This window comes from Streptomyces sp. NPDC059874 (assembly GCF_042731135.1).
Lineage (GTDB): Bacteria > Actinomycetota > Actinomycetes > Streptomycetales > Streptomycetaceae > Streptomyces.
Genome location: NZ_JBHWJY010000126.1, coordinates 1 through 16,810, shown reverse-complemented (window position 1 = coordinate 16,810; position 16,810 = coordinate 1). Strand labels below are relative to the sequence as shown.

General features: G+C 70.5%; 20 protein-coding genes. 13 read left to right on the top strand and 7 right to left on the bottom strand.

The window, feature by feature from the left end; all coding sequences use genetic code 11:
* Positions 1–571: 571 nt before the first annotated feature.
* Positions 572–1,642: a WD40/YVTN/BNR-like repeat-containing protein gene (locus tag ACFV9H_RS39165; protein ID WP_385408370.1), complete on the bottom strand. Its 1,071-nt coding sequence runs from the start codon at positions 1,640–1,642 to the stop codon at positions 572–574.
* A 39-nt stretch (positions 1,643–1,681) separates the two neighbouring features.
* On the opposite strand from ACFV9H_RS39165, the gene ACFV9H_RS39160 reads away from it, so the two are divergent.
* From ACFV9H_RS39160 to ACFV9H_RS39145, 4 genes are all read left to right on the top strand, one after another.
* A complete protein-coding gene (locus ACFV9H_RS39160; RefSeq protein WP_385408368.1) occupies positions 1,682–1,999 on the top strand; it encodes a (4Fe-4S)-binding protein in 318 nt (105 codons plus the stop codon).
* A complete protein-coding gene (locus tag ACFV9H_RS39155; RefSeq protein ID WP_385408372.1) occupies positions 1,971–2,042 on the top strand; it encodes a hypothetical protein in 72 nt (23 codons plus the stop codon). The genes ACFV9H_RS39160 and ACFV9H_RS39155 overlap by 29 nt, the downstream gene beginning before the upstream one ends.
* A 178-nt stretch (positions 2,043–2,220) precedes the next feature.
* Entirely contained in the window at positions 2,221–2,637 is a 417-nt protein-coding gene (locus ACFV9H_RS39150; RefSeq protein ID WP_385408366.1) for an SsgA family sporulation/cell division regulator, read from the top strand.
* A 177-nt stretch (positions 2,638–2,814) separates the two neighbouring features.
* The gene (locus tag ACFV9H_RS39145) at positions 2,815–4,455 is read left to right on the top strand and encodes an ABC-F family ATP-binding cassette domain-containing protein (protein ID WP_385408364.1); all 1,641 of its coding nucleotides are present in this window, start codon (positions 2,815–2,817) and stop codon (positions 4,453–4,455) included.
* A 17-nt stretch (positions 4,456–4,472) separates the two neighbouring features.
* On the opposite strand, the gene ACFV9H_RS39140 is transcribed toward ACFV9H_RS39145, so the two are convergent.
* Positions 4,473–4,940, bottom strand: a complete 468-nt coding sequence (locus tag ACFV9H_RS39140; RefSeq protein WP_385408362.1) for an ATP-binding protein — start codon at positions 4,938–4,940, stop codon at positions 4,473–4,475.
* Between the two features lie 229 nt (positions 4,941–5,169).
* Here ACFV9H_RS39140 and ACFV9H_RS39135 point away from each other — a divergent pair, with 229 nt between their 5' ends.
* From ACFV9H_RS39135 to ACFV9H_RS39105, 7 genes are all read left to right on the top strand, one after another.
* On the top strand, positions 5,170–6,021 hold the full coding sequence (locus tag ACFV9H_RS39135; RefSeq protein WP_385408360.1) for a helix-turn-helix domain-containing protein: 852 nt from the start codon (positions 5,170–5,172) through the stop codon (positions 6,019–6,021).
* A gap of 28 nt (positions 6,022–6,049) precedes the next feature.
* Entirely contained in the window at positions 6,050–6,292 is a 243-nt protein-coding gene (locus ACFV9H_RS39130) for a hypothetical protein (protein ID WP_385408359.1), read from the top strand.
* 166 nt (positions 6,293–6,458) lie between these two features.
* Positions 6,459–7,430: an acyl-ACP desaturase gene (locus tag ACFV9H_RS39125; RefSeq protein WP_385408357.1), complete on the top strand. Its 972-nt coding sequence runs from the start codon at positions 6,459–6,461 to the stop codon at positions 7,428–7,430.
* Between the two features lie 84 nt (positions 7,431–7,514).
* Positions 7,515–7,817, top strand: a complete 303-nt coding sequence (locus ACFV9H_RS39120) for a hypothetical protein (protein ID WP_385408355.1) — start codon at positions 7,515–7,517, stop codon at positions 7,815–7,817.
* A complete protein-coding gene (locus ACFV9H_RS39115) occupies positions 7,810–8,943 on the top strand; it encodes a hypothetical protein (RefSeq protein ID WP_385408353.1) in 1,134 nt (377 codons plus the stop codon). Before ACFV9H_RS39120 ends, ACFV9H_RS39115 begins: the two co-directional genes overlap by 8 nt.
* An 86-nt stretch (positions 8,944–9,029) precedes the next feature.
* A complete protein-coding gene (locus ACFV9H_RS39110; RefSeq protein WP_385408351.1) occupies positions 9,030–9,560 on the top strand; it encodes a hypothetical protein in 531 nt (176 codons plus the stop codon).
* An 83-nt stretch (positions 9,561–9,643) separates the two neighbouring features.
* A complete protein-coding gene (locus ACFV9H_RS39105; protein WP_385408349.1) occupies positions 9,644–10,138 on the top strand; it encodes a hypothetical protein in 495 nt (164 codons plus the stop codon).
* On the opposite strand, the gene ACFV9H_RS39100 is transcribed toward ACFV9H_RS39105, so the two are convergent.
* Together ACFV9H_RS39100 and ACFV9H_RS39095 are read right to left on the bottom strand one after the other, a co-directional pair.
* Positions 10,139–10,393 (bottom strand): WhiB family transcriptional regulator, encoded by a 255-nt coding sequence (locus ACFV9H_RS39100; RefSeq protein ID WP_385408347.1) that lies wholly within the window; start codon positions 10,391–10,393, stop codon positions 10,139–10,141.
* A gap of 57 nt (positions 10,394–10,450) precedes the next feature.
* Positions 10,451–11,245 (bottom strand): VOC family protein, encoded by a 795-nt coding sequence (locus ACFV9H_RS39095; RefSeq protein WP_385408345.1) that lies wholly within the window; start codon positions 11,243–11,245, stop codon positions 10,451–10,453.
* A 145-nt stretch (positions 11,246–11,390) separates the two neighbouring features.
* On the opposite strand from ACFV9H_RS39095, the gene ACFV9H_RS39090 reads away from it, so the two are divergent.
* Positions 11,391–12,053 carry a TetR/AcrR family transcriptional regulator gene (locus ACFV9H_RS39090; protein WP_385408343.1) on the top strand — a complete coding sequence of 221 codons (663 nt, stop codon included), beginning with the start codon at positions 11,391–11,393 and terminating at the stop codon, positions 12,051–12,053.
* Here ACFV9H_RS39090 and ACFV9H_RS39085 read toward each other — a convergent pair.
* The 3 genes from ACFV9H_RS39085 to ligD form a co-directional block, all read right to left on the bottom strand.
* A complete protein-coding gene (locus tag ACFV9H_RS39085; protein WP_385408341.1) occupies positions 12,037–13,440 on the bottom strand; it encodes a DHA2 family efflux MFS transporter permease subunit in 1,404 nt (467 codons plus the stop codon). The genes ACFV9H_RS39090 and ACFV9H_RS39085 overlap by 17 nt on opposite strands.
* Positions 13,437–14,321: an alpha/beta fold hydrolase gene (locus tag ACFV9H_RS39080; protein WP_385408339.1), complete on the bottom strand. Its 885-nt coding sequence runs from the start codon at positions 14,319–14,321 to the stop codon at positions 13,437–13,439. The genes ACFV9H_RS39085 and ACFV9H_RS39080 overlap by 4 nt, the downstream gene beginning before the upstream one ends.
* Positions 14,322–14,516: 195 nt before the next feature.
* Positions 14,517–15,536 carry a non-homologous end-joining DNA ligase gene (gene ligD, locus ACFV9H_RS39075; protein ID WP_385408337.1) on the bottom strand — a complete coding sequence of 340 codons (1,020 nt, stop codon included), beginning with the start codon at positions 15,534–15,536 and terminating at the stop codon, positions 14,517–14,519.
* Positions 15,537–15,611: 75 nt separating this feature from the next.
* On the opposite strand from ligD, the gene ACFV9H_RS39070 reads away from it, so the two are divergent.
* A complete protein-coding gene (locus tag ACFV9H_RS39070) occupies positions 15,612–16,691 on the top strand; it encodes an ATP-dependent DNA ligase (protein ID WP_385408335.1) in 1,080 nt (359 codons plus the stop codon).
* Positions 16,692–16,810 lie beyond the last annotated feature (119 nt).

Here is a 16,810-nt window from a genome sequence, read left to right as displayed (position 1 = left end):
GCCGGCCTGTCAAGGGCGCTCCCTTCGGTCGCGTCGCTGCGCGACGGCCTGCGGCCGCCCTTGACAGACCGTCCCGCCACGGAAAGACAAGAGACTGCCGGGAAACCCCCAAAGGAACGGGCCGGTCCTGGATTTCAAGGACGGGGCGGTCAGCGATGTCCGACCCCCTTCGGTGGGGGCGTGTCCGGCCTCGGGCCCTCCTGGCCGCCTCCCCGGACCGGGCAGGCGCCCGGCCGGCCGTAGCCGAACAGCGAGCGCAAGCCCCTCGGGGCGGGTGGGCGCCCCAGATCGCTACGCGCTCCTCACCGACGGCGTCCGGCTGCCGTCCGGGGCTGACACCCGCACCACATGCCGATCAGCTCGCCCCCAGGACCCGCCAGACGCCCCAGATCGCTACACGCTCCTCACCGACGGCGTCCGGCCGCCGTCCGGGGCTGACACCCGCACCACATGCCGATCAGCTCGCCCCCAGGACCCGCCAGACGCCCCAGATCGCTACACGCTCCTCACCGACGGCGTCCGACGGCCGTCTCAGGTGGCTGGGCGCTCGGCGGCTGCGGGCCACGATCGGCTAGCCGCGAGGCTCCAGGCGGGCGACCCGGCCCTTTTCGCCCGACGCCCAGCAGCCGGCGTCCGGCGCGCAGTCGACGGTGTCGAAGGAACCCGGGTCCAGGGAACGCCAAGTGCGGCCCCCGTCGGTCGTCACGTCCGTGCCCGTCGGGCCCACCGCCAGGGCCGTGCTCCCGGCGTACGGGTACCAGGCCGCGCCGGAGCGGTACGCGGGCGGCGGGGTGGCCGAGCCGCTCCAGGTGCGGCCCCCGTCGGCGGAGCGGGCCGCCGCCTGAGGGGAGGGTTGGCCGGTGCGGTAGTCGCCGCCGACCGCGAGTCCCCTCGTACGGTCGCGGAAGGCGAGGGCGAAGACTCCTCGTGCGGGGTCGCCGGCCGGGACGGTGGATTCGGTGGCCGTCCAGTTCAGGCCGCGGTCGGAGGAGTGCAGGACGCGCGCGGTCGCGCCGCCGCCCGTGGCGAGCCACACGTCCTTCGGGCCCGCGCTGACCAGGCACTGGCCGCTCGCGGCGAAGCCGGCCTCGCCCGGCAGCGCCTCGGGCATGCCCTCGGTGGGCAGGACCCGCCAGTTGCGCCCGCCGTCGTCCGTGGCCAGGATGCGGAACTTCCCGTCCACGGGGTCGCTCATGGCCAGCCCGTGGCGGGTGTCGAAGAAGGTGAGGCAGTCGTAGAAGGCACGCGGGTCGGGGTTGCGGAAGGTCTCGGTCCAGGTGGCTCCGCCGTCCTCGGTGCGCAGCACCCGGGAGGCCTCGCCCTCCCCGATGGACAGGGCCACGGCGCGGCGGGAGTCGAAGGCCTCGATGTCGCGCAGTTCCAGCCCCTCCGCCACGGCCGGGGAAACGTCGCTCCAGCTGCGGCCGCCGTCCACGGTGCGCAGGACCGTTCCCTTGGAGCCGGCCAGCCAGGCCGTGGTGCGGCTGACCGCCGCCAGGCCGCGGAAGCGGACCTCCTTGCCGGTGTTCTTCAGAGCCCAGCCGGCGCCGTGTAGGGGCGCCTGCTCCGCGGCCGCCTGGGGCGCCGCCAATAAGCCGAGCGTCAGGACCGCCGCGCACATGCCAACTCCCAGAAGTCTCATGGCGCGGGAAGCTAACGCACGCCCGAATTCCCGTCCAGGGTGCGTCCCCGACGCCCAAGGAACCGAAGGCCTACGAGGGCAAACGGATCAGCATCACCTACGACGTCGGGCGGTGTCTGCCCGCCGCAGGTGTTCGACTCCGAGCAGCGTCCCTGGGTGCGGCCGGACGGTGCCGAGCCGGAGCGGGCCACCGAGGTGATTCGGCGCTGCCCGGCGGGGGCGCTCCGGTACCGGCTCGCCGAGGTCCCGCCGAGGAGCCGGACCGGCCGACGACCGTCGTACGCGAGCCCGCCGGCCGGCTCGTGCTGCGCGCAAGGAGACCAGGGTCATGCTTTGCGCCTGTGGAGTGAGCGCTAATCAGCCCTTCTGCGACCTCTCCGGAGCGTGCCGCGCCGAGTGATCCTCCTGCCGCCGCACCTCACCCACCGTCACTCTGTGCGATCACACAGGCGGGTTCCGGCCAACCGGTGACACAGCTCACGTCATCTTCCATGCACGGATTTGCCGATTCCGGCGTCTATCGGGTTGCCGGGCTCCACCCCACGGCCCGGCACGAGATCCGCGCAAGGGAGTGAGCCTTGATCACTGTCATCGAGCAGGCCGTACAGGCCCGACTGGTCGCCACCGCGCCGAAGGTCGAGACCGTGCCCGTCACCCTCTGCTACGACCGTGCGGATCCGTTCGCCGTCCGCATGGCGTTCCCCGCTCCGGCCACGCTGGAGGGCGTCGAGGTCTCGTGGACCTTCTCGCGCGAGCTGCTGGAGTCCGGGCTGGACCGCCCGTCGGGCCGTGGCGACGTGCGTGTGCGCCCGTACGACGGCGACCGGACCACCATCGAGTTCCACGCCCCCGAGGGGGTCGCGATCGTGCTGATGATGACGGCCGAGCTGCACCGGTTCCTGGAGCGGGCCTCGACCGTCGTCCCGCCCGGGCTGGAGCACCTCTACCTCGACATGGACCACAGCCTGGCCGAGCTGATGCGCGACACCTGCTGACCCCGTTATTCGTTTGCGGGCGGCTCCGGCCGCCCGTAGCTTCGTATCGACCCGATCGCCGTCGAAACGGAGCAGGACATTGGACTACTGAGGTCCGAGACACCGACCACCGTCAACCGCTGACCGTCGGCTGTCTCCCCGCGTTGCATTCACCACTCACGCAACCTGGAGGCCTCTATGAGTCATGCCCCTGCATTCATCACCTGCTCCGACCTGTACTTCGACTGGCCCGACGGCACCCCCGTCTTCGACGGATTCTCGGTCGCCGTCGGACCCGGCCGCACCGGCCTGATCGGTCTCAACGGCTGTGGCAAATCCACGCTGCTGAAGCTGATCGCCGGTGAACTGGCCGCTTCGGACGGCCAGTTGTCGGTCTCCGGCACGATCGGCTACCTGCCGCAGAACCTCACGCTCGACACCGCGCTACGGGTCGACGAGGCACTCGGCATCCGCGAGACCCGCGCCGCCCTGCACGCCATCGAGGCGGGCGAGGCCACCGAGGCCAACTTCACCGTCGTCGGCGACGACTGGGACGTGGAGGAGCGGGCGACGGCCATGCTCGACCAGCTCGGGCTGGCCCGGATCGGACTGGACCGCACCGTCGGCGAGCTGTCGGGCGGCGAGTGCGTGCTGCTGCGGCTGGCCGCGCTGCTGCTCGCGCGCCCCGACGTGCTGCTGCTGGACGAGCCCACCAACAACCTGGACCTGCGCGCACGGCGCCGCCTCTACGCGGCGGTCGAGTCCTGGACGGGGGTGATGGTCCTGGTCAGCCACGACCGGGAGCTCCTGGAGCGGGTCGACCAGATCGCCGATCTGCACGACGGCGAAGTCCGCTGGTACGGAGGGAACTTCACGGACTACGAGGAGATGCTCGCCGCCGAGCAGGAGTCGGCCGAGCGGATGGTCCGGGTCGCGGAGGCCGACGTACAGCGGCAGAAGCGCGAACTGGCCGACGCTCACGTCAAGTTGGCGCGGCGCAAGCGGTACGGCCAGAAGATGTTCGAGAACAAGCGCGAGCCGAAGATCGTGATGGGCGCCCGCAAGCGCGCGGCGCAGGAATCGGCGGGCAAGCACCGCATCATGCACACGGAGAAGCTCGAGCAGGCGAAGGAGCGTCTCGACCAGGCGGTGGAGGCGGTGCGCGACGACGACGAGATCCGCATCAAGCTGCCCGCCACCCAGGTCCCGCCCGGGCGGCGCGTCCTGACCCTCAGCGACCTACGGCCGGCCCACGGGGCGGCCGTACGTGGCGAGTGGGAGCTGCGCGGTCCGGAGCGGATCGCGCTGGTGGGGCGCAACGGTTCGGGCAAGACCACGCTGCTGCGCACGATCGCCGGGCAACTCGCGCCGCTGTCCGGCGAGGCGGTTGCTCATGTGACCACGCGGTTCCTGCCGCAGCGCCTCGACGTGCTGGACGAGAGCCGTTCGGTGGTGGAGAACGTGGCGCGGTTCGCCCCGCAGGCCACGAACAACCTGGTCCGGGCGCGGCTGGCGCACTTCCTGTTCCGGGGCGCCCGGGCGGACCGGCCGGCGGGCACCCTGTCGGGCGGCGAGCGGTTCCGGGCGGCGCTGGCGGCGCTGCTGTTGGCGGAGCCGGCTCCGCAGCTGTTGATGCTCGACGAGCCGACGAACAATCTGGACCTGGCGAGCGTGCGGCAGTTGACGGGCGCCCTGGAGTCCTACGAGGGCGCGCTCGTGGTGGCGAGCCACGACGTGCCGTTCCTGGAGTCGATCGGCGTCACGCGGTGGCTGCTGCTGGACGGCGAACTACGGCCGACGACCGCCGAGGAGGTCCGGGAGACGCTGTGGCACGACTGACCGGCTGTCGTCGCGGGTCATCGCCAACGCGGCAGTAAGGCCCAGGATTTGGTGCCCCCCATTGGGGTCAGGACGGGGGTGAGTCCCCAGTCCCCGCCGCAGGCCTCGACGGCCGCGGCGAGCAGCCACATCCCGCGGCTGCGCCGGCGCCGGCACTCCTCGCTCGCCTCGGGCGAGGAGTGCGCCGGGTGCTGGTCGTAGACGACGATCCGCAGCGCGTCGAACTGCCAGCGGATCTTCAGCATCATCTCCTTGTCGGGCGTGAAGCGGTGGGCGTACGCCACGAGTTCGGAGGCGGCGAGGGCCGCGGTGTCGCACAGGTCGGTCAGACCGTGCCGGGTGAGCAGGGACCGGACGACGGAGCGGGCGGTGCCCGCGCAGTAGGCGCCGCCTGGCAGGCGTATCGAGTAGTTCAGCTTCTCCGCCTCGGACGGGATCCGCCGGGGCTCATGGACCGACCGCAGGCCACGGAGAGTGCCCGTCATCGTGCTGCTCCAAGTATGGGTGTGATCGACAGCCGTGTGATCAAAGACCGGTTGGTCATGGAGTGGTCATACGGGGCCAGGAGGTCGCCCCGTGTGAGACTTGCACTACCGACCGTAGCGTAACCCGGTGCACAGTGCTACTACTTGTCTGATGAGTTGATGATTTCTCAGGGCATTTCAGGATTGGTACGGCTCTCGGGCCTGCCGAGCAGCGAAGGAGAGGGCGCCCGTGCCACCCAGGAGCACGCCGACCGCGAGGCAGCAGCGCCTGGGGTCCGAGCTGCGCAAACTCCGCGAGGCGTCGGGCATGACGGTCCAGCAGGCCGCGGCTCTCCTGGGGGTCGACCGCACGCGGATCCCGAACATCGAATCCGGCCGGATCGGCATCAGCGCCGAGCGTGTCCGCACCCTCGCGTTCAACTACGACTGCCCCGACACGGGCCTCGTCGACCTGCTCGCGACGATGGCGCAGGAGCGGGACAAGGGGTGGTGGGAGCAGCACCGGGGGATGCTTCCGCCGGGCCTGCTCGACATCTGTGAACTGGAGCACCACTCCGTCGGGTTGCACACCGCGGTCACCACGCACATACCCGGGCTGCTGCAGACCGAGGCGCACGCGCGGGCGGTCTTCGACACCGCCGACCCGCCGCTGCCGGAGCCGGATCTGCAGGCCCGGCTCGCGCTGCGGATGAGCCGGCAGCAGGTGTTCGCGCGGGAGCGGCCACCGCTGTACGAGGCGGTGGTGCACGAGGCCGCCCTGCGGATGCAGTTCGGCGGGCCGAAGGTCGCCCGGGCCCAGCTGGAGCACATTCTGGAGCAGTCGGAACGGGCGCGTACGACGGTGCTGGTCATCCCCTTCACCGCCGGCGGGTTCCCCGGTGCCGGGCAGTCCTTCACCTACGCCGCGGCCGAAGCGTCCCAGCTCGACACCGTGCAGCTCGACAGCTCGCACGGCTCGATGCTGCTGGACTCGTACATGAAGCTGCAGCGGTACCGGGGGCTGCTGGAGCGACTGCGCTCGCTGGCGCTGCCCGCGGCCCCCTCCCGCGATTTCATCCACGCCGTCGCACAGAGCCTCTGACCGGACCCGCCGAGGAGAGACGTACGTCATGAACACGACCACCCCGACCATCACGACCGGCGCGACCGCCGCGAACGGCACGAGCAAGATCTCCTGGGACGAGGCCTTCTGCAGCGAGGGAGCCAACTGCTTCCGCTTCGGACGCGACGCCGAGGGGAAGGCGTACATCGGAACGACGGCGTCCGCGACGTACGTCACCGACTCGATCGACGCCCTCCGAGCACTGATCTCCGCGGTCAAAGCAGGCGCGGCGGACCACCTTCTGGCGTGACTTTGCCCTTTCCGGAGCCTTTCAATCCGCCCTCAAACTGCATAGATAACTGGATGTAACCAGACATACACCTGCCGGGGACTTGGCTGGTCTTGATGTCACGCTTAACCTACGACTCCGTAGGCTACGGAACCGTAGGTAATTCGCTTTGCACCCAGGAGTACCCGTGACGATCACCTCTCCCCACCTCGGCAGCTCGGAGGCGTGGACCGACGCCAAGCTGCTGTACGCGCTGGAAGAGGTGGTCGAGAAGGAGCTCAACCGCCATCTGAAGGTCACCAAGGACTGGATGCCCCACGAGTACGTCCCGTGGAGCGACGGCCGGAACTTCCCGGGCTTCTTCGAGGACGGCGAGGCCTGGGACCCGGAGCAGTCCAAGGTCACCGAGATCGGCAAGATCGCGCTGGTCGTGAACCTGCTGACCGAGGACAACCTCCCCAGCTACCACCACGAGATCGCGACCCTCTTCGGCCGCAACGGCGCCTGGGGCACCTGGGTGCACCGCTGGACCGCCGAGGAAGGCCGCCACGGCATCGTGATGCGCGACTACCTGCTGGCCTCGCGCGCCGTGGACCCGGACAAGCTGGAAGCGTTCCGGATGCAGCACATGTCGGAGGGCTTCGAGTCCGACAACCGCCACTCGATGCTGCACTCGGTGGCGTACGTGGCCTTCCAGGAACTGGCCACCCGCATCTCGCACCGCAACACCGGCCACCAGTCCGGTGACCCGGTCTGCGACCGGATGCTGGCACGCATCGCGCAGGACGAGAACCTGCACATGATCTTCTACCGCAACCTGCTCGGCGCGGCCTTCGAGATCGCCCCGGACCTGACGATGCAGGCCGTGCGGGACGTCGTGGTCAACTTCCGGATGCCCGGACACGGCATGCCCGGCTTCGAGCGGATGGCCGCGCAGATGGCGATCGGCGGGGTCTACAACCTGCGGATCCACCACGACGACGTGCTGAGCCCCGTGATCCGCTTCCTAAAGATCATGGACATCGACGGCCTGGGCCCCGACGGCCAGAAGGCCCAGGAGGAGCTCGGCCTGTTCATGAACGGCCTGGACTCCGAGGCCCGCAAGTTCGACGAGCGCCTGGCCGCCCGCGCGGCGCGCATCGCGGCCCGCAAGGGCTGAACCCGGGCCTGACCGGTTTCGGCTCCCTCCGGGGAGTGACGCGGATTCCCCTGGCAGAGCACCGCTCTGCCAGGGTTTCGCGTCATGACCTCGCTGCAGGTGGACATCGACCAGCTGACCCGACTGACGCGCGCCCTGGACTCGTCCCTGGTCTCCTTACGGGAAGCCCGGCGGGCGCTCGACCACGTACGGGCCGACGAGCTGGGCACCGCGGAGCTCGACCGGGCGTGCGACGCGTTCCAGGAGCGCTGGGCGTACGGCACTCGGGAGCTGACCAAACGGGTCAAGGCCGTGCGGGAGGGCGTGGACCGCAGCGCTTCGGAGTACGCGGAGCTGGAGGAGGCCATCCGCGCGGCCTTCCACCGGGCGGCGGCCGGACGTGGCTGACCACGCGGCGCTGGGCTTCGACCCGGCCCCGGGAAATCCGGCGGCGGTCCTCGCCCTGACGAAGAAGCTCTCCGCCTCGGCGAACTCCCTCGGGGAGGCTTCCCGGGTCGTGAAGGCCCTGGTCTCCCACAGCTCCTCCTGGCAGGGCGAGGCCGCCACCACCTTCCGCGCGTCCCTCTCCCAGGACCTCCCCCGCTACCTCGGCTCGGCGCACACCTCCTTGGCGGAGGCCGCCCGCCGGCTCTCGGGCTGGCACGACACCCTGGTCTCCCACCGCGCGCTGGCTGCCCGCTACGAGTCCCAGGCCGCCGCCGCGAAGACGGAGGAGGCCCTGTCCGACGCCCGCCGCCTGGCCCACGAACTGGCCTCGGAACACAGCACGGCGGCCCGCGGGGTGGCCCGAGCCCTGAGCGCGGCGACGGACCGGCTGGCCCCGAAGGAGCCGAGCTGGCTGGCGTCGACCTGGCACAAGATCGTGGACGACCCGGGCGACGCCTTGTCGAACGCGTCGGCGATCCTGGGCTTCATTGGTGCCGCGGTCGCTCTTGCATTCCCACCAGTCGGCCTCGCGATCATGCTCGTCGGAAGCGGTCTGTCCCTGGCGGCGCTGGCAACACACACGGCCGACCCGAAGTTCCGAAAGTCCTTGGGGGACGGATTCACGAAGGGCCAGTTCGACGCGGACTTCTGGAAGAGCAGCGTGACGCTGATCGGTGACGCTGTTGGCACGGTGCCGGGAGTAGCTTCGCTCGCCTCAGGAGCCAAGGCTGGTACGGCAGCCGCCCGCGCGGCAATGGCCGCCGCCCCTGAGGGCAGCGCGCTGGCAGGGCTCGCCCCGGGGGCAACCGCGTTTCGGCAGGCGGCATGGACGACCGGTGAAACAGTGCGACAAGTGGAGAGCCCCCTCGCTGCATGGGCAATGCAGTCAACGACTCAAGTCGCCAGGGACCGGGTGGGCGTTGCCGTGGCAGGCACAGGTGCCTTGACCGCTGGCCTCGACTACGCCACTGAGAAGGAAGCAGTCGAACACGGCTCAACAGCAGTGGACGGCTCTCGGTGTGTCCTGGACGATGCCCCTACGGCCATCAAAAAGTCGAGCCGCGTCTGGTCGGTGCTGCGGACGTGACACCTCAAAGCGCCATCCCCACAGTCTGGTTCCGCCTGCCTCCCGGCTTTCACAACATTGGTCCCGGCGACAGGGAGTCCTTGAACATGTTTGCCGAGGCTCTCGGCAGCCCTGCTTCCCAACGGGAATTGGCCCAGCTCATGGACAGTCTCGAGGAGCTGGCAGGGCACGACGTAGTAACCACCGCGATCGGCTTTCATCCCGAGGAGTCGATTGGCGTCGCCACCTCGCTCTTCTCTCTGACGATCCGGCGTGCCGAACAGCCCAACCCTCGCCTCACCGTGGCACGCGCAGCCTTGACCCTCGCACGCTCCCCGCTATGGACCAGCTCGGTCCGCAGGGTTGTTGACCTGCCGTCAACTCTCCCTTGCTGCTTGGTAACCGGGATTATTTCCGTGCCAGATGTGGAGCAACAGCTATTTCAGGCCAGACTCGCGACCGTGCACTCAGATGGACTTCATCTGCTCGTCCTCGACCTGACCAGCGCCTCTGCCCAGCACGCTGAGGCATACACGGACATCCTCGAAGCGATCGCACACACCATCTGCTTTTCCGACCCCGACCTGAGGCCGCCGACTGCGGCCGGGACTTCACGCATCCTGGAAGTGCTCCTATGAGCATCACGCTCACCAAAGTCGCCTGGGACCACCCTCCAACGGTTGCCGGTTACAGGCGATTGGCCACGCGTCGTCTCGGCTGGGTGCTCAGTCTCAGCGGCCCTCCGCTGGTGGCGCTGGCCAGCTTCGACGTCATCCCTCACGCCCGGACGGGCTTCGCACTGATCACCATGCTGGTGGCGCCCTTTCTCCCCTTGATGGTGATCGCATACTTCAGGCGCCGCCGCATTGCCGCCGTACTCCAGGCGTACCCCTGGCGCGAGTGGCAGTGCCTCCACCCGATCCGGCCGCCCGGGAGTCCGGTGACGATCACTATCCCGTTCCGGGAGGACTTCACTGCCACGTTCAGGATCATCCCGCTTCCCGTCGAGCTCTCCGCTCGGGACAACGGCCACCCGGACCGCATCTGGTTCGCCGGCGACCCCCGCTTCGGCGGAGTGGTGTCACCAGTCGGTGGCCACTACCCCGTGCGGGTCGTGGCCCATGTGCCGCGGCGGGAGGAGTGCGGAGGGGAAGGGTTCGAGCTCGCCCTGCGCGTGGGGCTGGTGCGGCCGAACGGCAAGGGCACTCGCACCTGATCAGCGGCGCGGCCTAAGGGCCAATCGCTCGGCCTCGGACAGGCCGCCCCACACGCCGAAGCGCTCGTCATTGGCCAGGGCGTACTCCAGGCACGCCACCCGCCCCTCGCAAGCCCCGCACAGCCGCTTCGCGTCGCGCAGGGACGAGCCGGGCTCCGGGAAGAAGAAGCCGGGGCCCGTCTGGGCGCAGAGGGCGAGGTCGTACCAGGCTGGGGCGGCAGTACCGGTGGCAGTGGTGGTGGTGTTCATCGACATGCCGGTGATACTGACCCCCACCGATGGACGTCCGATCAACGACTGATCAACACCTCGTCACGGCCCCGCCGGCGGCGCACTGGCTATGATCGCGAACCGCGCTCCGAAGGGGTCCGCCAGCTTGGCGAAGCGGCCGACGCCCTCCATGAACACCGGGGTGAGGCGGACCTTTCCGCCCGACTCCTCCGCCTTCGCCGCCGTCACGTCGCAGTCGGCGACCTCGAAGTACGGCGTCCAGTAGGGCCGTTCGGCGTCCTCCACCGGGTCCACCGAGATCGGGACCAGACCGCCGAAGGACGCCTCGTCCGTCGTGCCGGCCGGCCTGGCCATCGTGTACGTGCCGCCCTCGAACGGCATTTCGCTGATCTCCCAGCCGAGCACCGCGCGGTAGAAGTCGGCCGACCCGGCCACGTCGCTCGTGTACAGCTCCGTCCAGGTGAGGGAACCCACCTGCGTCACCACACCCAGGCCCTTGTTCTGCCCGGGCTGCCACACCCCGAAGCCCACCCCCGCGGGGTCGGTGAAGAGGGCCATGCGGCCGAAGTCCATGACGTCCATCGGCTCGAACGTCACCGTGCCGCCCGCCTTCGTCACGGCCGCCGCCGTGGCGTCGGCGTCCGGGGTCTGGAAGTACACCGTCCAGGCCGACGGGTTCTGCTCCGCCGGGACGGTCATGCCGCCGGCGACCGTTTTGTGGTCGAGGTGGAACATGCCGTATCCCCCGACCTCCTCGCCGCCCGGCTGGAAGTCCCAGTCGAACAGTCCCTCGTAGAACCTGGCGGCCGCGTCGACATCCGGCGTCCCGAGGTCCACCCAGTTCGGGGAGCCGTCCTTGTAGTCCGTGGTGAGCATGGTCCGCACTCCTTCCGGCCGGTACCGCCGTCGCCGGCGCTCGCTGCCCCGTCCCGTTCTGTCCTGTCCTCTTCGAGCATGGCACCCCCCACTGACAGCGGCCCGACCACAGAGTGAACGACCGTGCGTTCGGTAAGATGGATCCATGGCAGACGGACGCGTGGAACGAGGCAATCAGACGCGGCGCACCGTCCTCGACCGGACGATGAGCATCGCCTCCGTGGACGGGCTGGAAGGCCTGTCCCTCGGGAAGATCGCCACGGATCTGGGTCTGAGCAAGAGCGGCGTGTTCGCCCTGTTCGGCTCCAAGGAGGACCTCCAGCTCGCCACCGTCCGCGCCGCCGTGGACGTCTTCGTCGAGCACGTCGTGCGGCCCGTGCACGCGGATCCCGCCGGTGTCGCCAAGGTGTGGCGGGTGTGCGAGCTGTGGCTCGAGTACTCCGGGCGCCGGATCTTCCCCGGCGGATGCTTCTTCTATTCGGTCTCCGCCGAGTTCGACGCGCGCCCCGGCCCGGTGCGCGACGAGGTCGCCAAGGTGCGTTCCGACTGGACGCGTTACCTGGAGCGGGTGCTGGACGAGGCCCGGCTGGTGGGCGGGTTCCGGGAGGGGTTCGACCCGGCGGACGTGCCGCAGGTCGCCTTCGAGATGATGGCCCTGATGGAGCTGGGCAACGCGCATTCCGTCCTGCACGAGGACCCGGTGGCATACGAGCGCGCCGGCCGAGGCATCCTCGACCGGCTGCGGGCCGTGGCGGCCGCCCCGGGGGAGCTCCCGCAGAGGCCGCCCGCGTTCACTTCCGCCGGCTGACCTCGCGCCCGCGCATCGAGAAGCCCACCGCCGCCGCGCCGAGCGCCGCCAGCGCCGCCATCAGGAAGACCGCCCGCCAGTGGTCCCCGGCTCCGGTGAGCAGGGCCGCGGTGGCGGCGACGCCGAGCGCGCCGCCCAGTTGCCGGGCCGTCATCAGCAGTCCGCTGCCGGCGGCGAACCGCTGTGCCGGGAGGGTCGCGGAGACCGCGGTGGAGAGCGCGGTCAGGCTCACGCCGATGCCGAGGCCTCCCAGCAGGCCCGCCGGGAGGAAGACCTGGGCGTACGAGGTGGAGGCGTCGGCCCAGCCCCACAGCAGCAGGGCGTTCGCGGCGAACAGCAGGCAGCCGACGGTGACCGCCGCCCACTGCAGGCGGGCCGGTACGCGCCTGCCGACGACGAGCGCTCCCACCATGGCGAACAGTGCTCCCGGGGTGACACCGAAGCCGGCCTCCAAGGGCGAGTAGTCCCAGCGGGCGATGAGGTACGAAGGGCCGGTCAGCAGCCAGGCGTACATGGCCGCCCCGAAGAGCAGGGCTGACAGGTTGGCCCGGGCGAAGACCGGGGCGCGCCACAGGTCCAGGTCGATCGCCGGGGCCGGGTGGCGGCGCGAGCGGTACAGCGCGGTGGCGGTCGACAGGACTCCGCCGCCTACGAGTCCCAGTACCGCGGGGTCGGTCCAGCCCCACTCCTGACCTTGGGACAGGCCGGCGACCACGCCCGCGATGCCGAGGGCGAGGGTGGCCGTACCGATCGGATCGGGGAATCGGCGTGCCCTGCGCGCGTCCCGGGGCACGACGCGAGCCGCGGCCCAGCAGACGGCCAGGCCGAGCGGGACGTTGACGAGGAAGATCGCGCGCCAGTCCCAGGCTTCGACGAGGAGGCCGCCCAGGCTGGGGCCGACCGCGGCGGCGAGTCCGCCTGCGGCGCCCCAGGCGCCGAGGGCCGCGGCCCGCCGCTCGGGCGGGGTGTGCACGAGTACGAGGGCCAGCGCGGCCGGGATCATCCCGGCGGCCGCCGCCCCCTGGAGGGCACGGGCCGCGATGAGGAGGTCGCCGGTGGGGGCCGCGCTCGCGGCGAGCGAGGTGAGGGTGAAGGCGAAGGCGGAGCCGAGGAACAGGGCCCGCCGACCCAAGGTGTCCGCGAGGCGCCCGGCGGCGGCCAGCAGCGCGGCGAACAGGACCGCGTAGCCGCTGACCACCCAGGTCAGCCGGGCCAGCGACACCTCGGGGAAGGCCCGCCGCAGGTCGGGGAAGGCGACGTTGACGACGGTGGCGTCGAGGAAGGCGAGGAAGGTGACGGCGCAGGCGAGGAGGAGGATCCGGCCCGGGGCGGCGCCGCCGCCGGTCGAGTCGGTGAGGGCGGGCCCAGGGCGGGTGGTGGTGCTCATCGGGTTGCCGCCGGGAGCTCGACGGTGCTTTCGGCGAGGACGTTCGGGGCGGTGATGAACTCGACGGCGGTCGCGATGACTTCGGGGTCGGCGAGGATGCGCCGATGGCCGAGCCCGCTGGTCTCGATCAGGCGGGCCCGGTCTCCGTGGGCTGCCGCGATGGCGCGGGACTGGGCCGGGTTTGCGATGTCGTCGTCCGTGTCGTGGATGAGCAGCATCGGAACCGGGACGTCGGTCGGCCGCCAACTGGCGTCGAGGCGCTGCCAGATGTCGGCGTCGCCGGGGAAGAGGCGCTGCTCGACGTGGCGGCGCAGAACACGCTCGACCGCCTCGCCCACGCCCAGTCGGGCGCGGAACTGCTCCATGAGGTAGCCGAACTCGGCGATTCCCCCGATGGCGACCACCCGGCCGGCGCGGACCCGGTCCCGCAGGGTGAAGAGGCCGGCGAGGACGCCGATGGAGTGGGCGAGGACGGCCGAGAAGTCCCCGTGCTCGGCGTGCAGCAGGCGGATGATCTCGCGGTAGTCACGGACCGTGGCGGCCCGGCCGCCGGATTCGCCGTGGCCGGGCGAGTCGAAAGCGATCACGGTGCGGCCCTGCGCCCGCAGCGCCTCGACGAAGCCGGCGAACCGCGAGGCACGCGAGGACCAACCGTGCACCACGAGGACGGGCTGGCCGCCGTCCCCCCAGCGGTAGGTGGTGACGGGTACGCCCCGCACGAGCAGCCGCCCGGTCTCGGCCCGCGCCATCACCTCCGCCTCATCGGGGCGCAGCAGCGGCCGGCCGAGCGGACGGACGAACAACGCGAACACGCGGGGTCCGACCAGGCCCGGGGCGAGCCGGGCGGTGGTGTTGAGGGTGATGCGCAGGAGTGAAGCCATGGGATGCATGCCCGGTTCTCCGGATCTCCGCTGGAAGGCCAGATGGCGACGGCAGGATGATGGCGGAGATACTAGCACGATCGTTCGTGTTCTTTTCTGGTCGAATGCATGCCCGCACGGCAGGACGCGGACCGGTGAGCCTCGTGTCGTGTCCTGCCGTGCCGGCCCGTCAACTCCCTTGCGAAGCGGGCGAGGTCAGGGCTCGTGTTTGGCGCGGCTCGGTTGGACGCGCTTGGGCTCGCCCGGCATTTTCGGGTAGTCCGGCGGGTACGGCATGTCGCCCAGGCCGTGTTCGTGTTCGTCGCGGGCGGCGAGGTCGAGCACGGCGTCCAGGGTGAAGGCGTGGTCGTCCATGTCCGCGTGCAGGTCGCCCAGTTCGGCGAAGCGGGCCGGCATCGTCACGATGTCGAAGTCGCGCGGTTCCGCGTCGTCCACCTCGTCCCAGCGCAGCGGGGCCGAGACCGGGGCGTGCGGACGGGGGCGGATGGAGTAGGCGGAGGCGATCGTGCGGTCGCGGGCCGTCTGGTTGTAGTCGACGAAGATCCGCTCGCCTCGCTCCTCCTTCCACCAGGCCGTCGTGACCTTGCCCGGCATCCGGCGCTCCAGTTCCCTGCCGAGGGCGATCGCGCACCGGCGGACTTCGGTGAAGGTCCAGCGCGGGGCGATCGGCACGAAGACGTGCAGGCCTCGGCCGCCCGAGGTCTTCGGCCAGCCGCGCAGACCCAGTTCCTCCAGCAGGGCGCGCAGTTCGTGGGCGGCCGCCACCGCGTGGTGGTAGTCGGTGCCCGGCTGCGGGTCCAGGTCGATGCGCAGTTCGTCGGGGCGGTCGGTGTCCTCGCGCCGCACCGGCCAAGGGTGGAAGGTGAGGCAGCCCAGGTTGGCGGCCCACAGGACGGCCGCCGGCTCGGTGGGGCAGATCTCGTCCGCCGAGCGTCCGCTGGGGAAGGCGATGTGGGCGGTCGGGATCCAGTCGGGGAGGTTCTTCGGAGCGCGCTTCTGGAAGAAGGACTCGCCCTCCACCCCGTCCGGGTAGCGCTCCAGGGTCGTGGGCCGGTCGCGCAGGGCGCGCGTGATGCCCGCCGCGACGGACAGGTAGTACTGGGCGACGTCCCTCTTGGTGAGGCCGCGTTCGGGGAAGTACACCTTGTCCGGGTTGGACAGGCGGACCGTGCGCCCGCCCGCGTCCAGCTCGATCGCATTTCCGGCAGCACCCATGTGGGCCACGTTAGGCGGGCCCGGCCGGCAGCGCATACCGGGCGGGTCCGGACGTACCACCGCAGAATCGGGAGCATGGATCTGCCGGTGATGCCCCCCGTGAAACCGATGCTCGCCAAGTCCGTGGCCAAGATCCCGCCCGGCATGCAGTACGAGGCCAAGTGGGACGGCTTCCGGGCGATCGTGCACCGCGACGGCGCCGAGATCGAAATCGGCAGTCGGACGGGTAAGTCCCTGACCAGGTATTTTCCGGAGTTGGTGGCGGCTCTGCGGAGCAATCTGCCCGCCCGTTGCGTCGTGGACGGGGAGATCGTGATCATCCATGACGGACGGCTCGACTTCGACCGGCTGACCGAGCGGATCCATCCCGCCGCCTCCCGCGTGAAACTGCTCGCCGAGACGACCCCCGCCAGTTTCGTCGCCTTCGACCTCCTCGCGCTCGGCGAGGAAGCGCTCCTCGACACCCCGCTCAACGAGCGCCGCACCGCCCTTGCCCAATCCCTCTCCACCGCTCGACCCCCCGTCCATCTCGCGCCCGCGACCACGGATCCCGCGCTCGCGCGGGAGTGGTTCGAGCGGTTCGAAGGCGCCGGACTCGACGGGGTGATCGCCAAACCGCTCGATCTCCCCTACCGACCCGATGCCCGCCTCATGTTCAAGATCAAGCACGAACGTACTGCCGACGCCGTCGTCGCGGGTTTCCGTTTCCACAAGAGCGGTCCGATTGTCGGATCGCTGCTGCTGGGGTTGTACGACAGCCACGGCGCCCTCCAGCACGTGGGCGTGTGCGCCGCCTTTCCCATGAAGCGCCGTGCCGAGCTGGTGGAGGAGCTCGAACCGCTGCGGATGGAGGACCCGACCGGGCACCCCTGGGCGGCCTGGGCCGAGGAGTCCGCGCACGAGAGCGCCCGGCTGCCCGGCGCGCAGAGCCGCTGGACCGGCAAGAAGGACCTGTCCTGGATGCCGCTGCGCCCCGAGCGGGTCGTCGAAGTCGCCTACGACCACATGGAGGGCGACCGCTTCCGGCACACCGCCCAGTTCCGCCGCTGGCGGCCCGACCGGGAGCCGGAGAGCTGTACGTACGCCCAATTGGAGGAGGTCGTCGGCTACGACCTGGCGGAGGTGCTCGGAGTCGGCCCGGACACCGCGCTCTAGTGCTGTGACCGGAAAGGTTCACCGGGTCACAGCACTAGTAGGGCTTGGTCAGGTTGATTCGCGTGCGGGTATGTCGCGGTGGCAGGTGGGGCAGGCGCCGGCCCAGGTGGCGAGGAGGA

Bases quoted from the DNA above. Each gene is read 5' to 3' on its own strand.
- ACFV9H_RS39100 (WP_385408347.1), bottom strand. From the start codon at position 10,393: ATGTCGATGAACACCACCACCACTGCCACCGGTACTGCCGCCCCAGCC.
- ACFV9H_RS39080 (WP_385408339.1), bottom strand. From the start codon at position 14,321: ATGGCTTCACTCCTGCGCATCACCCTCAACACCACCGCCCGGCTCGCC.
- ACFV9H_RS39140 (WP_385408362.1), bottom strand. From the start codon at position 4,940: ATGACGGGCACTCTCCGTGGCCTGCGGTCGGTCCATGAGCCCCGGCGG.
- ACFV9H_RS39145 (WP_385408364.1), top strand. From the start codon at position 2,815: ATGAGTCATGCCCCTGCATTCATCACCTGCTCCGACCTGTACTTCGAC.
- ligD (WP_385408337.1), bottom strand. From the start codon at position 15,536: ATGGGTGCTGCCGGAAATGCGATCGAGCTGGACGCGGGCGGGCGCACG.
- ACFV9H_RS39090 (WP_385408343.1), top strand. From the start codon at position 11,391: ATGGCAGACGGACGCGTGGAACGAGGCAATCAGACGCGGCGCACCGTC.
- ACFV9H_RS39130 (WP_385408359.1), top strand. From the start codon at position 6,050: ATGAACACGACCACCCCGACCATCACGACCGGCGCGACCGCCGCGAAC.
- ACFV9H_RS39120 (WP_385408355.1), top strand. From the start codon at position 7,515: ATGACCTCGCTGCAGGTGGACATCGACCAGCTGACCCGACTGACGCGC.
- ACFV9H_RS39070 (WP_385408335.1), top strand. From the start codon at position 15,612: ATGGATCTGCCGGTGATGCCCCCCGTGAAACCGATGCTCGCCAAGTCC.
- ACFV9H_RS39095 (WP_385408345.1), bottom strand. From the start codon at position 11,245: ATGCTCACCACGGACTACAAGGACGGCTCCCCGAACTGGGTGGACCTC.
- ACFV9H_RS39085 (WP_385408341.1), bottom strand. From the start codon at position 13,440: ATGAGCACCACCACCCGCCCTGGGCCCGCCCTCACCGACTCGACCGGC.
- ACFV9H_RS39110 (WP_385408351.1), top strand. From the start codon at position 9,030: ATGTTTGCCGAGGCTCTCGGCAGCCCTGCTTCCCAACGGGAATTGGCC.
- ACFV9H_RS39165 (WP_385408370.1), bottom strand. From the start codon at position 1,642: ATGAGACTTCTGGGAGTTGGCATGTGCGCGGCGGTCCTGACGCTCGGC.